This is a genomic window from Pseudomonas sp. 10S4 (assembly GCF_034344865.1).
Classification (GTDB): domain Bacteria; phylum Pseudomonadota; class Gammaproteobacteria; order Pseudomonadales; family Pseudomonadaceae; genus Aquipseudomonas.
Genome location: NZ_CP133774.1, coordinates 303627 through 317559, shown reverse-complemented (window position 1 = coordinate 317559; position 13933 = coordinate 303627). Strand labels below are relative to the sequence as shown.

The following is a 13933-nucleotide window of genomic DNA, read 5'->3' as shown; positions in this document are numbered from 1 at the left end:
TGGCTGACTTGCCGCTATCGCGAGCAGGCTCACTCCTACTGGGGTTTTTACTGTGTAGGACGTCGGTAGAACTTTCCCACGAGGTTTTCAGGTTGCCTGTCGGAAGCGGGCTCAATAACCTTTTGGCTGTCGCTGAACATCAGCGACCGGGTGTGAGATCCCCGGCTAGCAATTGGAAACCAGCGCAAGGCCCCCCATAATTGCCGCCAGCTTCGGGCTGTCAGTAATTGTTTTATGGCGGCTGTGTGCGGGCGGACTTAGGTCCGGCCGGGTTCCTTTTGCCGGTGATCTCACCCTGCACATAGCTGCCACCTCTTCTTCGAGTGAGATCGGGAGTGGATGGCTCCAACTCAAAAGGAAATGTAATTGGATAAGTTAATCCCCGATCCGCCCATCAACCCCCATCCCCCGAATCCCATGTTCATGATTTCCCCGAACATGGACATCGAATCGCTCCTGGCAAATGCCTGTGAGTCATTGGCCTCCGCGAGTGTCCTGGCCAGTGATTTCGCCACCGGCCTGACAGGTCCCCAACGCAATACGGCGCTGGCTATCGCGCAGATCGTGATGTTGGCGGAGTTGGCCGTGAATCGGGCGTTGGATATTGTCGATCCGCGGCAATAGGCATTCAGTCAGGTTGACCGCGTCATCGTTCTTCGCGCAATCCCGCTCCCACAGGGGAACGCATTCCAATGTGGGAGCGGGCTTGCTCGCGAAGGCGGCCTACCAGGCAATACATATCCAACACCCATAAAAAAACCCGACCTAAGCCGGGCTTTTTTGACTGGTATCGATCTTAAGCGGTGAAGGTTTTGCCTTCGAACTGCTCAGCCACGAATTTCCAGTTGACCAGGTTCCAGAACGCTTCGACATACTTCGGACGAACGTTGCGGTAGTCGATGTAGTAAGCGTGTTCCCAGACGTCGCAGGTCAGCAGCGGGGTGTCGCCGCTGGTCAGCGGGTTGCCGGCGCCGATGGTGCTGGCCAGGGCCAGGGAACCGTCAGCCTTTTTCACCAGCCAGCCCCAGCCGGAACCGAAGGTGCCGATGGAGGTTTTGCTGAATTCTTCTTTGAACTTGTCGAACGAACCGAAGGCTGCGTTGATGGCATCAGCCAGTGCGCCGGTAGGTTGACCGCCGGCGTTTGGCGCCAGGCAGTTCCAGTAGAAGGTGTGGTTCCAGACCTGAGCGGCGTTGTTGAAGATACCGCCCGAAGAAGATTTAACGATTTCTTCCAGAGTCTTGCCTTCGAACTCGGTGCCTGGCACCAGGTTGTTCAGGTTCACGACGTAGGTGTTGTGGTGCTTGTCGTGGTGGTATTCCAGAGTTTCCTTGGAAATGTGCGGCTGCAGGGCATCGTGTGCGTAAGGCAGCGGCGGCAATTCGAAAGCCATGATGATTCTCCTAATCAGGTCAGTTGCGGTGAGCGCAAGGCCGATCACGGGCGGCCAGACAAGCGCCGGGGAGTTTGTACTCTTTGCGGCGCATCGAACCGGATCATAGCACCGGGGGTGCGGCATAACCACGCAACAACTGTGTGGGATAGAGGTTCCAAAGCCTTTTAGAATATTCAGGCCGAGGTGATTAGTTGAATCGCTACGGTAAACATCATGACGGCCACCAGCAGGTCGAGAATCCTCCAGGTGCTGGGCCGGGCCAGCCACGGTGCCAGCCATGCAGCGCCCAGCGCCAAAGTGAAAAACCACAGCAACGACGCACTCGCCGCCCCCACGACATAAGCGCCGGGCACCGATTGTTGTGCGCCGAGAGAGCCGATCAGCAACACGGTATCGAGATAAACGTGCGGGTTGAGCAGCGTCACCGCCAGCGCACTGAGCATCACCGCCCGCAGTGAGCGTACGGTCTGGTTTTCGCCTTGTTGCAGGCTTTGTTTCGAGCAGGCCCGGCGCAATGCCTGGCTGCCGTACCAAATCAGAAACACCGCACCGCCCCAACGGGCAACCGCCAGCAGCGTCGGGTTTTGCGCCAGCACCGTCGCCAGGCCGAAGACCCCGGCGGCGACCAATAATGCATCGCAGGCCACGCAGAGTGCGGCAACCGGCAGGTGATGTTCGCGGCGCAGACTTTGGGCCAGCACAAACGCATTCTGGGTGCCGATCGCCATGATCAGCCCCGCAGCGACCAACAGGCCGTTTACATAGCTTTGCCACATAAGGTTTTACTCCGCGTTGGCTGCCAGATCCCGCAGCACGTGCATGGCACGATCGGCATCGGCCTGGCCGACGAATAAATGATCGTGGTAGTAGCCGGCGATTACGTTGCAACTGATGCCGGCCTTGCCCAGCGCTGTGGCAAAAGCGGCGGTCAGGCCGACGGCTTCCAGGGCCGAATGCACGTTCAAGGTGATCCACGCAGCGACGTAGTCGAAGCTGAAACCGGCCTTTTCGGCGTGGGAACGTTCCAGAATCACTGTCAGGCCTTCCTGCTCGCGAAAGCTGCCGACGATTTCCAGGCCTGCCGGTAGCGAACCGTCGCGCAGGGTGCAGAACACGTATTCGCCGACGTTGAGGTGCGGGCTCATGCTGCGCAGCAGGGTTGCCAATGAAGTTTCGCCAGCCATGTCGGTATTCCTTGTTCAAAAGTTCTTGCTGGCCATTCTCCGGCGCTACGCTGTATAAGAAAAACCAATAGTGCTGATCGCTCATTAGGAAAACTGATGTTCGACTATAAATTGCTTTCTGCCTTGGCCGCCGTGGTCGAGCAGGCCGGATTCGAACGTGCCGCGCAGGTGCTGGGTTTGTCGCAATCGGCGATCTCCCAGCGGATCAAACTACTGGAAGCGCGGGTCGGCCAACCGGTGTTGGTGCGTGTCACACCGCCAGCGCCCACCGAAATCGGTCGGCGCTTGCTCAACCATGTGCAGCAGGTGCGCTTGCTTGAGCGGGATTTGCAGACGCTGGTGCCGGCGCTGGACGAAGAAGGTCTGCCGGAACGCCTGCGCATCGCCCTCAACGCTGATAGCCTCGCTACGTGGTGGGCCGACGCCGTCGGGGATTTTTGCGCCGAGCAACATTTGCTGTTGGATCTGGTGGTGGAAGACCAGACCGTGGGTCTCAAACGCATGCGCGCCGGCGAAGTGGCGGCCTGTGTTTGCGCCAGCGAACGCCCGGTGGCCGGGGCGCGGAGCGTGCTGTTGGGCGCCATGCGTTACCGGGCGTTGGCCAGCCCGGCATTCGTTGCCCGGCATTTCCCCGACGGTGTGCGTGCCGAGTTGTTGCCGCGCACGCCGGCGCTGGTGTTTGGCCCGGACGATTTCCTACAGCATCGCTACCTTGCGTCCTTAGGCGTGGACGGCGGTTTCGAACACCATTTATGCCCATCGTCCGAAGGCTTTATCCGCCTTACGGAGGCGGGGCTCGGTTGGGGCCTGGTGCCGGAATTGCAGGTGCGCGAGCAACTCGAACGCGGTGTTTTAGTGGAACTATTGCCAGATAAGCCGATTGATGTGCCGTTGTACTGGCATCATTGGCGCAATGGCGGTCAGTTACTGGGTTTACTGACTGACCAATTGGTAAGTTCGTCGAAGCAATGGCTGGTGCCGTTGGACTGACGGGCAGCGTCAAGACTCACGCATTACGCAAAACGATAGACATCGGAGCTTTACATGAAAATTCTGGTCACCGGCGCAAGCGGCTTCATTGGCGGACGCTTTGCGCGTTTCGCCCTGGAGCAGGGCCTGGACGTGCGGGTCAACGGTCGCCGGGCCGAGGGCGTCGAGCACCTGGTGCGCCGTGGCGCCGAGTTCATCCAGGGAGACTTGAGCGACCCGGAACTGGTGCGCGACCTGTGCTCGGACGTTGAAGCCGTGGTCCATTGCGCTGGCGCCGTTGGTTTGTGGGGCCGCTATCAGGACTTTCACCAGGGCAATGTCCAGGTCACTGAAAATGTGGTCGAGGCTTGCCTGAAGCAACGGGTCCGGCGGCTGGTGCATTTGTCGTCGCCGTCGATCTACTTCGATGGCCGCGATCATCTGGGCCTGACCGAAGAGCAGGTGCCTAAACGCTTCAAGCATCACTATGCCGCGACCAAGTTCCTCGCCGAGCAAAAGGTCTTTGGCGCCCAGGAGTTCGGTCTAGAAACCATCGCCCTGCGCCCGCGTTTCGTCACGGGGGCTGGTGACATGAGCATCTTCCCACGCCTGCTGAAAATGCAGCGCAAGGGGCGTCTGGCGATTGTCGGCAACGGCTTGAACAAGGTCGATTTCACCAGCATGCAAAACCTCAACGAAGCCTTGCTCAGCAGTTTGCTGGCCAGCGGTTCGGCGTTGGGCAAGGCCTACAACATCAGCAACGGTACGCCGGTGCCGTTGTGGGATGTGGTGAATTACGTGATGCGAAAAATGGACGTCCCACAGGTCACTCGCTACCGTTCCTACGGCTTGGCCTACAGCGTAGCGGCGCTCAATGAGGGCGTGTGCAAGCTCTGGCCTGGGCGTCCCGAGCCGACCCTGTCGCGTCTGGGCATGCAGGTTATGAACAAAAATTTCACGTTGGACATCAGCCGCGCCCGGCATTATCTGGACTACGATCCGAAGGTCAGTCTCTGGGCGGCCCTCGATGAATTTTGCGGCTGGTGGAAGGCCCAGGACATTCGCTGACTGAACCGAGTTCCGGGTTCAGGGTCAATCGGTGCGGCAGTGGGGGTTATACTTCGCCGCATCAAGCCACCACCGCGTTCCACAAAGGTTGACTCAATGTCCATGCGTAACGATGCCAACGACGATTTCGACGATGTACCAAGCCTGCGCGCCGACGTTCACGACCACGATGAATTTCCGACCATTCCGGTCGTTCGTGATCGCACCGCCGCACCTGCGCGCAGCGCTGCGGCGGTTAAAGTCAAAGGCCCGAGCACTGGCCCGTTGTGGGCACTGGTCGGCGCCTTGTTCTTTGCCTTCGCGGGCCTGGCCTGGTGGAGTTTTCAGCAGATTTCGCTGATGGAGCAGCAACTGGTGGCGACCCAGGAAAGTTTCGCGCGGATCAGTGAGGAAGCGGCGGGGCGCTTGCAGGACATTTCCGGCAAGGTCGTGGCCAGTCAGACCAACGTCAACAGCGACAGCGAAGCGCTGAAACTGCAGATCAAGCAGTTGGAAAGCAAACTCCAGGATCAGAGTCAGCAACAACAAGGTGTGGTCGGTCAGACCAGCGAACTGGACAAGCGCCTGGCGCAAATGACCGCGCAAACCACCGAGCAACAGGCGGCCAACACGCAGTTGCAGGCTCAGGTCAAAGCCTTGAGCGGTGAATTGGTCGCCCTGAAGAGCGCGCCTGCCGACACCAGCAAAGTCGACGCCGAGCTCAAAAGCCTCAACGCCGACATCGCTGCGCTGAAGAAACAGGGCAACCCGAGCACTGCGATCGATCGTCTGGAACAGGAAATCGTCATCCTCAAAGCCCAGCAGGACAACCGCCCGGCCGCCCCACAAGGCGCGACCAATACCGCCGAGTTCGACGCGTTCCGCGGCCAGACCACCCGCAACCTCAATACCCTTCAGTCGCAGATCCAGAATCTGCAACAGCAGATCAACGCCCGGGCGCAGTAGTCCGGCACACCATACCTCTGGCGAGGAGCCTTTGTTATGGGAGGCTTGCCTGTGGCGAGGTGATTTTGTGGCGAGGGAGCTTGCTCCCGCTGGAGTGCGAAGCGCTCCCCTGCATTGTGTCAGGCACACCGCATTCTCAGGTTTTACGACTGCTTCGCCGCCGAGCGGGAGCAAGCTCCCTCGCCACAAAAGCCTGTCTTACCACTGTGACGCAGTGATTTTCTGAATATTCATACATATCCCCAGCCCGTCTACGCTCTTGAAACATCAACAAGAACGGGGGATGCGTTATGGGGTTTGTGCACAAGTTAGCCTTGCTGGGCGGGATGCTTTTGCTGAGCCTGGGCCAGGTTCAGGCGGCCACGGCGCCAAAGGATGAGGGCCAGGCTGCCAGGGCCTTGCTCGAAAAAGCCCTGGCGTACTACCACGACAATGGCGACAAGGCCTTCGCTGCATTCAGCCGTCAGGGCGAGTTTGTCGACAAGGACCGTTACGTGTTTGTGGTCGATACCAAGGGCGTCATGCTCGCCAGCGGTGGGCCGTCTTCGGCATTGATCGGCCGGGATGTGTCGCAGACGCTGCCACCGGATTTGCAGAAAGCCTTCAAAGACGCCTTGAACGTGCCGGAGGGCAACGGCATTCAACAGGCCGAATACCACTGGCAGAACTGGGCCGACGGCAAGGTCGAACGCAAGCACGTGTTCTATCAGCGCATTGGTCAGCGGATCCTGGCGGTCGGCTACTACCTGCCTCGCGCATCGGCGCAGCAAGCCCAGGCCTTGCTCGATAAAGCGGCAACTGACCTGACCAAGGACGAGAAGGGCACGCTGACGGCGATCAACTCGCTCAAGGGCGGGTACTTGCAGGACGATCTATACGTCTTTGTGGTTGACCTGAATAACCAGCGCTACGTGGCTCATGGCACCAATCTGCGGCTGATCAACACCGACTTCGGCAAGGTCAACGACCCGGAAGGCAAACCGGTGGGCGAGCCGATTCTGGCAATTATGGGCAAGCAGGATCGGGGAGAGTACGAGTATCGCTGGAAGAACCCGGTGACCGGCAAGGTCGAGGACAAGCATGCGTACCTGAAGAAGGTCGGGCATTTTCTGGTGGCTGTCGGGTATTACAGCCCTTGAATCGTCGTGACTTATAGACCGCTTTCGCGAGCAAGCCCGCTCCCACATTGGATTTCCAGCGATCACAGATTTTGTGTACGACAGAAATCAATTGTGGGAGCGGGCTTGCTCGCGAAGGCCGCGCCTCGGTCTATCTATCGGACCTTATCTTCCCGCCCCCGCAACACCCTGTTCGGCATCGCAATCGCCGCCGCCAGCCCCAGCAATGACACCGCCGCGCTGACCATCAGCAAATGCCGGAAGGTCAGCAGCAACTCCGCCCGCAAGGCGTTCTGCGCATCCCCCGGTGCAGCGTTCAAACCATCGAGCAAGACATTCCCCGAACTGCCCTCGCCAATTGCTGATCCAGCGATGTGAGCGAAACTGGAGTCCTGCAACAACGCCAGCAACAGCGCCGACATCAACGCCACACCCACCGCGCCACCCAACGAACGAAACAGGTTCGTGGTACTGGTGGCCACGCCAATGTCCCGTTGCTCGACCGAGTTCTGTGTGCCGACCAACGAGGTCGGAAATTGCATGCCGCTGGCAATCCCGCTGAACAACATGAACAGGCTGCTCATCAGTAAGTCTTGAGGCGCACTGAACGCCATGCCGAGAATCGAGATCGGCATCAGCAGCGCACCGCTCAGGATCATCGGTTTGTAGCGCCCGGTTACCGAGGTGCGGCGTCCGGCGAAATAGGCGCCAATCGGTAAGCCAATCGCCAGTGGCAAAAGGTGCAGCGCGGCGCTGTCGGCCCCGGCACCGGTGACGCTCTGGAACCGCAGCGGCATCAGCACGATCAAGGAAATGGCCTGGAAACTGGTGAAGAAAATCGTGCACCAGCAAAAGATCGCATTGCGGTTGGCGAACAAATGCATCGGCAGCAACGGCTCCCGCGCCCGCCGCTCATGCCGACGAACACCGCCAGCACCACCACGGTCAACTGAGCAGGCCCAGCACTTCGGCGCTGCGCCACGAATGGCCCTGACCGACTTGAGTGATGCCGAGCAGCAGCGCGGTCAAGCCGACGATCATCAGCAATGTGCCGAGGTAATCAATGATCGGTTTGCGCTGCGGCACTGGCAGCCCGACCAGTGTGCGATTGGCCACCAGCCACGCGCCGAGCCCGAGCGGCAGGTTGATCAGGAACACCCAGCGCCACGACAAGTACTCGGTCATGTACCCGCCGAGCACCGGCCCGGCGACACTGGCCACTGCGTACATGCTGCTGAAGTAACCCTGATAACGACCGCGCTCCCGGGGCGGGACGATGTCGCCGATGATCGCCTGGCTAACCGAAATCATCCCGCCGGCGCCGATACCTTGAAGGATCCGCGCCAGCACCAGTTGCTCCATGCTTTGGGCCATGCCGCAAAAGAACGACGCAATGGTGAACAGCCCCATCCCGAACAACATCAACTTGCGTCGACCGTACAGATCGCCGAGCTTGCCGTAGATCGGCACCGCCACGGTCATTGCCACCATGTAACCGGCAATCACCCAGGCCAGCAGGCTGACATCTTTGAACTGCGCGGAAATGGCCGGCATCGACACGGCCACGATGGTCTGGTCCAGCGCGCCGAGAAAGATCGCCAGCATCAGGGCGATCAGCACACTGCGAATGGCCGGTTTGGGCGTTTCAGGCTGGTTCAGATTGGTCACGATAAAACCTGCGGGCAGTGATTTTCCCGCAAGAGGCAAGGCGAGCGGGTTAGTGCTCGCCAGTGTAAGTCGATAGCAGGCTATTCGATAGCCTCGTATGGAAGCCCGACGTAATTTTCTGCAATGGTTTTTCGCCCGGCTTCGGAGTTGACGAAGTAGTCCAGTTCCGAGGCGCTGATGCGTTGGCTGAATGCATCGTGCTCGTCAAAGCGGTGCAGCATCGAGGTCATCCACCAGGAAAATCGCTCGGCTTTCCAGACCCGGCGCAGGCAGATTTCGGAGTACTTCTCCAGCAAGTCCACGCGCCCGTCGCGGTAAACCTTCAGCAGAATATTGAACAATGTGCTGACGTCGCTGGCCGCCAGGTTCAGGCCCTTGGCGCCGGTGGGTGGGACGATGTGCGCCGCGTCGCCGACCAGGAACATCCGCCCGTACTGCATCGGTTCCACCACGAAGCTGCGCAGCGGCGCGATGCTTTTCTCGATGGATGGCCCGGTGACCAGTTTTGCCGCCAACGCCTGTGGCAGTCGGGATTTGAGTTCATCCCAGAAACGCTGATCGGACCAATCCTCGACCTGTTCCTCGGTCGGCACCTGAAGGTAATAGCGAGTGCGGGTCGCCGAACGCATGCTACACAGAGCGAACCCGCGTTCGTGGCGGGCGTAGACCAACTCTTCGTGGACCGGCGGGGTGTCAGCCAAAATCCCCAGCCAGCCGAACGGGTAGACCCGCTCAAAGACCTTCAGGCTCTCGGCGGGAATCGATTGCCGGGCCACGCCGTGGAAGCCGTCGCACCCGGCGATGTAGTCGCAATCGAGGCGATACGTTTCGCCATCCTTTTCGAACGTGACAAAGGTTTCATCGGTTTTCATGCCGTGAGGGACGACGTTGCTCGCCGCATAAATCGTCTGTGCCCCGGCGTCCCGACGAGCGGCCATCAGGTCGCGGGTGACTTCGGTCTGGCCGTAGATCATCACGGTTTTGCCGCCGGTCAGGGCGTGCAGGTCAATGTGCACCTGGCGGCCGTCGAGGGCCAGATCAAAGCCGCCATGAACCAGCCCTTCGGCGTCCATGCGCTGACCGACACCGGCCTGACGCAACAGCTCTACCATGCCTTGTTCAAGGACGCCGGCGCGGATTCGGCCGAGCACATAATCCGGCGTTTGGCGTTCGAGAATCAGAGTGTCGATGCCTGCGTTGTGCAGCAACTGACCAAGCAATAAACCGGACGGACCGGCGCCGATGATGGCGATTTGGGTTTTCAGCGTTTTCATTGTTTTTATGACTCGCAAGCTTCACGCGACCACGGCCGGTGAATAATTTTTATGGATCGAGTGCTTGCATTTTTCCCTTGCGAGTCTGTCAATTGAAGGTGAAAACTGAGCCGATACCTGTACATTCTGCCAATCGGTGCGATTATCGCCCCGTCTACCCCCGAGGCCTGGATTGAAGTGATGAACAAGCCTGACCTGCCTTCGATTCCGGTGTTCAAGCTCTACGGTGAAAGCCTGGACTGGCCGACCCCCGACTTGCTGCACTGTGAAACCATTTCCAAACGCAGCCGCGAACATCAATGGGAAATCAAACCCCACCGCCATGCTGATTTGTGCCAGTTACTCTTCGTTTTCAAAGGTCAGGCAGAGCTTGAAATCGAAGGTAAACGCACTGATTTGACCGAGCCGGCAATGCTGATCCTGCCGCCGTTATCGGTGCACGGTTATCGCTTTTCTGAAGACGTCGAAGGTTTTGTCGTGACGTTGGCCGCGCCGTTGGTTGCCCATCTGCAGGTGCAACTGGGCAATTCGGTGAACGCCCTGGCGCAAGCCGAAAGTTACCCGGCTGGCAAGGACAGCGAGTACCTCAACAGTCTGTTTGCGGCGCTGCAAAGCGAATACACCGGTCATCAACCGGCTCGGGAAATGCTCATGCATTCGCTGGTCAGCGTGATCATGGTCTGGGTCAGCCGCCAGGTGATCCAGCGCCGCAGTGCCAGTCAACGTCCGCAGCGCGCCCGGGAATACCTCAACGGGTTTATTCAACTGGTGGAAGAGACCTATCGCCAGCACGTCAAGGTCGAGGACCTGGCCCATCGGTTGGGGATTTCCGTGTCCCACCTCAACGGCACCTGCCGTGAACTGGCGGGGCAACCGGCGTTGCAGATCATGCACGAACGGCAGTTGCTGGAAGCCAAGCGCTTGCTGACTTACACCAGCATGACCATTTACGAAATGTCCGACGTGTTGGGTTTTTCCGATCCAACCAACTTCACGCGCCTGTTTCGGCGACGAGTGGGGATCTCGCCCAAGGCCTTCCGCGACCGCTTGAAGGCCGATCAGGACAACGAGGCCTGACACGCTTCGCTAGCGAAGGGCGTTGAGGGTCGCGTTGTGGGGAATGCAGCGCTCGAAGTTGCAGCTCGCGAATTCACGAGGCAGGTTGCGCAACTGCTCGACCCGCCAGGCAGCGGTGCCATACAGCGCCAGCGTCGCCGCGCAGGTGATGAAAATGGCGAGGTACCTTCTTGTTCTGATGTTCATGGCGTTGACCTCTGAACGAATACCCTTCGGTATTACCTTCAGCATAGGTCAGCGCCACTGAGTTGCCACCCGCGCGGCCCTCCCATGTAACCCGGTATTCAGGACACTAATGCACCTCTGTGGGAGCGGGCTTGCTCGCGAAAGCGTCGGCACATCCAACATAGAGGTGACTGATACGAGAAGATCTTAAAACCCCACATCCCACGCCGGTTCTTCGGGGAATCTGAGCACCAGGAAGTCCAGCATACTGCGCATCGTCGCCGGCATGTGTTTGCGTGAGGCGTAGACCGCGTACATGTTCATTTGTCGTGGCTCGGCGTGGGGCAGCAGGCGGATCAACTCGCCGCTGTGAATGTGCACGCCGGCCTGGTAGCTGGGCAGCATCGCCACGCCGGCACCGGCCATGGTCGCGCGCAGCAGGGTGCTGGCCTCGTTGGCGCTGATGTTGCCCTGCACCGGCACCGAGACTTGCTCGCCATCCTGTTCGAAATGCCAAAGGCTTTTGCCGAAGTAGGAGTGGGTCAGGCAGTTGTGCTGGCTCAAGTCCTCGACCCGCTGCGGCGTCGGGTGTTCTTGCAGGTAAGCCGGGGAGGCGCAGATCACCGAGCGGCACACCGTCAGTCGGCGGGCGATCAGGTTCGGGTCCAGGTCGTTGCTGGTGCGGATCGCCAGGTCAATGCGCTCATCGACCAGGTTCACCGTGCGGTCGATCATCTGCATATCGATGCTGACGCCGGGGTAGCGCTTAACGTAAGCGGCCATGGCGTCCGCCAGTTGCGCCTGGCCGAACGAGGTGCTGACGCTGATCCGCAGCAGGCCACGGGGCGCTTCGTCCGGTTCGCTGATGGCGGCTTGCATGTCGGTGGACAAGTCGAGCATCTGCCGACAGCGCGGCAGGATCTCGCTGCCAGCAGCGGTCAGGCTCAGCTTGCGCGTGGTGCGGTGCATCAGCCGGGCGCCGACCCAATCTTCCAGTTCCGCCAAATAACGCGAAACCACCGGCCGTGACAGGTCCAGGTGATCGGCCGCCGCTGACTGGCTGCCGAGGTCCACCACCGAGACGAACACCCGCATTGCTTGTAGACGATCCATGATTTGCTCACTTTCAGAAACAAACTATGTTCAAGCATCGCATTTTTTGTACTGAGTCATGCAACTAAGCTCTGTCCCATCGCCAAGCACGGCATTCGGACAACGGAGCAACAGATGATCGGTTTCACCGCAATCAAGCGCATTCTCCTGGCAACCGCCACCCTCGGCTTCGCCGCTCACGCTGCCGCCGCATCGACCCTGACCCTGGACGTCTACAACCCGGGCGACAAGGCGATTTTCCCAGTGACATCGGTACTGGTCAGCGGCGAGAAAGACGCGATCCTGGTGGACGCGCAATTCGGCAAATCCCAGGCAGAGCAAGTGGTACAGAAAATCCGCGCCAGCGGCAAGCAACTGACCACCATCTACATCAGCCACGGTGACCCGGATTACTACTTCGGCCTCGACACCCTGACCGCCGCTTTCCCGAACGCCAAAGTACTGGCCTCGCAGCCGACCGTGGATCACATCAAGAAAACCGTCGAGGGCAAACTGGCGTTCTGGGGCCCGAAAATGGGCGCTGACGTGCCGGCCAAAACCATCGTGCCGGGCGTGCTCAAGGGCGACAGCCTGATGCTCGAAGGGCAGAAATTGCAGGTAGTGGGCCTGGACGGCAAGCAGCCGGATCGCAGCTTCGTGTGGATTCCGTCGATCAAGGCTGTGGTCGGTGGCGTGGTCGTCGCTGAAAACATCCACGTGTGGATGGCCGACACTCAGACGGCGCAATCCCACGCCGACTGGCTGACGACGCTGCATTCGATCGAAACCTTGAAACCGAAGACCATCGTGCCGGGTCACTACCTGGGTGAGAGCGCCCGTTCCCTGGCCGCTGTGCAATTCACCGCTGGCTACATCAAGGCTTTCGACGAAGAAACCACCAAGGCGAAAAACTCTGCTGAACTGATCGCAGCCATGAAAAAACGCTACCCGACCCTGGGCGAAGAAAGCTCGCTGGAGTTGAGTGCGAAAGTCGCCAAGGGCGAGATGAAGTGGTAATCCGCCGTACCTGAAGCTGAAGCGGCTTTGAGATGCAGATGATGACTGTGGCGAGGGAGCTTTTGTGGTGAGAGGACTTGCCCCCGTTGGAGTGCGAAGGGCTCCCCTGCATTCCTTCAGCTACACCGCATTCTCAGGTTTAGCGACTACTTCGCAGCCGAACGGGGCGGTGCGGCGATCCGACAAGCCCCCTCGCCACAAGGGTTTCATCGTTCACACAAGCTTCATTCGTCATAAATCGCAGCCATAACCCAACTGGAGAACTTCATGAGCAAAATCGCAATCATCGGTGCCACCGGTCGTGCCGGTAGCCAACTGTTGGAAGAAGCCCTGCGTCGCGGTCACAGCGTCACTGCCATCGCCCGCGATACCTCGAAGATCGGCCAGCGTGCCGGTGTGGTCAGCAAGAACGTCGACGCCCTGGATGCCGAAGCACTGCAAGCCGCCGTCGCCGGTCATGACGTGGTGATCAGCGCCGCGCACTTCTCGACGTTGCCTTCCAGCGCCGTGGTCGGGCCGGTGAAAAAGGCCGGGGTCAAACGTCTGTTGGTGGTGGGCGGTGCCGGTTCGTTGTTGCTGCCTAATGGCGGCCGTGTCATCGACAGCGAAGGCTTCCCTGAAGCGTACAAGGCTGAGGCCAGTGCCGGTGCGGTGTTCCTGGAAAACCTGCGTCAGGAGAAGGAACTGGACTGGACCTTCCTGTCGCCATCGGCGGAGTTTGTGGAAGGTGAGCGCACCGGCAAGTTCCGGATCGGCAAGGATGATTTGCTGGTGAGTGCTGAAGGCCGGAGCTGGATCACATTCGCCGATTATGCGATTGCGCTGCTGGATGAAGTTGAAGCACCGAAACATTCGCGTCAGCGGTTTGCAGTCGGTTACTGATAGCGCGGCTGAAACCATTCGCGAGCAAGCTCGCTCCCACATTTGATCGCATTTCAATGTGGGAGCGAGCCTGCTCGC

At 59.5% G+C, this 13933-nt stretch carries 14 protein-coding genes and 1 pseudogene; 8 read left to right on the top strand and 7 right to left on the bottom strand.

Features of this window, described 5'->3' with window-relative positions:
* Positions 1–366 precede the first annotated feature (366 nt).
* Positions 367–624: a DUF6124 family protein gene (locus RHM58_RS01515; protein ID WP_201256712.1), complete on the top strand. Its 258-nt coding sequence runs from the start codon at positions 367–369 to the stop codon at positions 622–624.
* Positions 625–796: 172 nt separating this feature from the next.
* Here the strand turns inward: RHM58_RS01515 and RHM58_RS01510 are convergent, their stop codons facing one another.
* The 3 genes from RHM58_RS01510 to RHM58_RS01500 all read right to left on the bottom strand — a co-directional run bounded on the left by RHM58_RS01510 (position 797) and on the right by RHM58_RS01500 (position 2580).
* Positions 797–1393 carry a superoxide dismutase gene (locus tag RHM58_RS01510; protein WP_201194184.1) on the bottom strand — a complete coding sequence of 199 codons (597 nt, stop codon included), beginning with the start codon at positions 1391–1393 and terminating at the stop codon, positions 797–799.
* A gap of 176 nt (positions 1394–1569) precedes the next feature.
* Positions 1570–2172 (bottom strand): LysE/ArgO family amino acid transporter, encoded by a 603-nt coding sequence (locus tag RHM58_RS01505; RefSeq protein ID WP_201206278.1) that lies wholly within the window; start codon positions 2170–2172, stop codon positions 1570–1572.
* A 6-nt stretch (positions 2173–2178) separates the two neighbouring features.
* Positions 2179–2580, bottom strand: a complete 402-nt coding sequence (locus RHM58_RS01500) for an ACT domain-containing protein (RefSeq protein WP_201206276.1) — start codon at positions 2578–2580, stop codon at positions 2179–2181.
* A gap of 96 nt (positions 2581–2676) precedes the next feature.
* Here RHM58_RS01500 and RHM58_RS01495 point away from each other — a divergent pair, with 96 nt between their 5' ends.
* The 4 genes from RHM58_RS01495 (at position 2677) to RHM58_RS01480 (ending at position 6701) form a co-directional block, all read left to right on the top strand.
* A complete protein-coding gene (locus tag RHM58_RS01495; protein WP_201206274.1) occupies positions 2677–3570 on the top strand; it encodes a LysR family transcriptional regulator ArgP in 894 nt (297 codons plus the stop codon).
* Between the two features lie 54 nt (positions 3571–3624).
* Positions 3625–4617, top strand: a complete 993-nt coding sequence (locus RHM58_RS01490) for an NAD-dependent epimerase/dehydratase family protein (RefSeq protein WP_201194176.1) — start codon at positions 3625–3627, stop codon at positions 4615–4617.
* A gap of 96 nt (positions 4618–4713) precedes the next feature.
* Positions 4714–5562, top strand: coding sequence for an ATPase (locus tag RHM58_RS01485; RefSeq protein ID WP_322269500.1), 849 nt, complete (start codon positions 4714–4716; stop codon positions 5560–5562).
* 290 nt (positions 5563–5852) lie between these two features.
* The gene (locus RHM58_RS01480) at positions 5853–6701 is read left to right on the top strand and encodes a cache domain-containing protein (RefSeq protein ID WP_201206270.1); all 849 of its coding nucleotides are present in this window, start codon (positions 5853–5855) and stop codon (positions 6699–6701) included.
* A gap of 134 nt (positions 6702–6835) precedes the next feature.
* Here the strand turns inward: RHM58_RS01480 and RHM58_RS01475 are convergent.
* Positions 6836–8348: pseudogene (locus RHM58_RS01475) on the bottom strand (MDR family MFS transporter).
* Positions 8349–8428: 80 nt separating this feature from the next.
* The gene (pobA, locus tag RHM58_RS01470) at positions 8429–9613 is read right to left on the bottom strand and encodes a 4-hydroxybenzoate 3-monooxygenase (protein WP_416195315.1); all 1185 of its coding nucleotides are present in this window, start codon (positions 9611–9613) and stop codon (positions 8429–8431) included.
* 189 nt (positions 9614–9802) lie between these two features.
* On the opposite strand from pobA, the gene RHM58_RS01465 reads away from it, so the two are divergent.
* Positions 9803–10699 carry a helix-turn-helix domain-containing protein gene (locus RHM58_RS01465; RefSeq protein WP_201206263.1) on the top strand — a complete coding sequence of 299 codons (897 nt, stop codon included), beginning with the start codon at positions 9803–9805 and terminating at the stop codon, positions 10697–10699.
* A 9-nt stretch (positions 10700–10708) separates the two neighbouring features.
* On the opposite strand, the gene RHM58_RS01460 is transcribed toward RHM58_RS01465, so the two are convergent.
* Both RHM58_RS01460 and RHM58_RS01455 read right to left on the bottom strand, forming a co-directional pair.
* On the bottom strand, positions 10709–10930 hold the full coding sequence (locus RHM58_RS01460) for a hypothetical protein (protein WP_322270940.1): 222 nt from the start codon (positions 10928–10930) through the stop codon (positions 10709–10711).
* Positions 10931–11071: 141 nt separating this feature from the next.
* Positions 11072–11977 (bottom strand): LysR family transcriptional regulator, encoded by a 906-nt coding sequence (locus RHM58_RS01455; protein WP_207202658.1) that lies wholly within the window; start codon positions 11975–11977, stop codon positions 11072–11074.
* A gap of 114 nt (positions 11978–12091) precedes the next feature.
* On the opposite strand from RHM58_RS01455, the gene RHM58_RS01450 reads away from it, so the two are divergent.
* Complete coding sequence (locus tag RHM58_RS01450) at positions 12092–12973, top strand: MBL fold metallo-hydrolase (RefSeq protein ID WP_201206259.1); 882 nt, start codon at positions 12092–12094, stop codon at positions 12971–12973.
* A 267-nt stretch (positions 12974–13240) separates the two neighbouring features.
* The gene (locus RHM58_RS01445; RefSeq protein WP_201256024.1) at positions 13241–13855 is read left to right on the top strand and encodes an NAD(P)-dependent oxidoreductase; all 615 of its coding nucleotides are present in this window, start codon (positions 13241–13243) and stop codon (positions 13853–13855) included.
* The last annotated feature ends 78 nt before the right edge of the window (positions 13856–13933 follow it).

What these genes read in the sequence shown, in the direction of transcription:
- RHM58_RS01465 (WP_201206263.1), top strand. Translation starts at nt 9,803, where the DNA reads ATGAACAAGCCTGACCTGCCTTCGATTCCGGTGTTCAAGCTCTACGGT.
- RHM58_RS01445 (WP_201256024.1), top strand. Translation starts at nt 13,241, where the DNA reads ATGAGCAAAATCGCAATCATCGGTGCCACCGGTCGTGCCGGTAGCCAA.
- RHM58_RS01450 (WP_201206259.1), top strand. Translation starts at nt 12,092, where the DNA reads ATGATCGGTTTCACCGCAATCAAGCGCATTCTCCTGGCAACCGCCACC.
- RHM58_RS01485 (WP_322269500.1), top strand. Translation starts at nt 4,714, where the DNA reads ATGTCCATGCGTAACGATGCCAACGACGATTTCGACGATGTACCAAGC.
- RHM58_RS01480 (WP_201206270.1), top strand. Translation starts at nt 5,853, where the DNA reads ATGGGGTTTGTGCACAAGTTAGCCTTGCTGGGCGGGATGCTTTTGCTG.
- RHM58_RS01495 (WP_201206274.1), top strand. Translation starts at nt 2,677, where the DNA reads ATGTTCGACTATAAATTGCTTTCTGCCTTGGCCGCCGTGGTCGAGCAG.
- RHM58_RS01455 (WP_207202658.1), bottom strand. Translation starts at nt 11,977, where the DNA reads ATGGATCGTCTACAAGCAATGCGGGTGTTCGTCTCGGTGGTGGACCTC.
- RHM58_RS01490 (WP_201194176.1), top strand. Translation starts at nt 3,625, where the DNA reads ATGAAAATTCTGGTCACCGGCGCAAGCGGCTTCATTGGCGGACGCTTT.
- RHM58_RS01460 (WP_322270940.1), bottom strand. Translation starts at nt 10,930, where the DNA reads ATGCTGAAGGTAATACCGAAGGGTATTCGTTCAGAGGTCAACGCCATG.
- RHM58_RS01505 (WP_201206278.1), bottom strand. Translation starts at nt 2,172, where the DNA reads ATGTGGCAAAGCTATGTAAACGGCCTGTTGGTCGCTGCGGGGCTGATC.
- RHM58_RS01500 (WP_201206276.1), bottom strand. Translation starts at nt 2,580, where the DNA reads ATGGCTGGCGAAACTTCATTGGCAACCCTGCTGCGCAGCATGAGCCCG.
- RHM58_RS01510 (WP_201194184.1), bottom strand. Translation starts at nt 1,393, where the DNA reads ATGGCTTTCGAATTGCCGCCGCTGCCTTACGCACACGATGCCCTGCAG.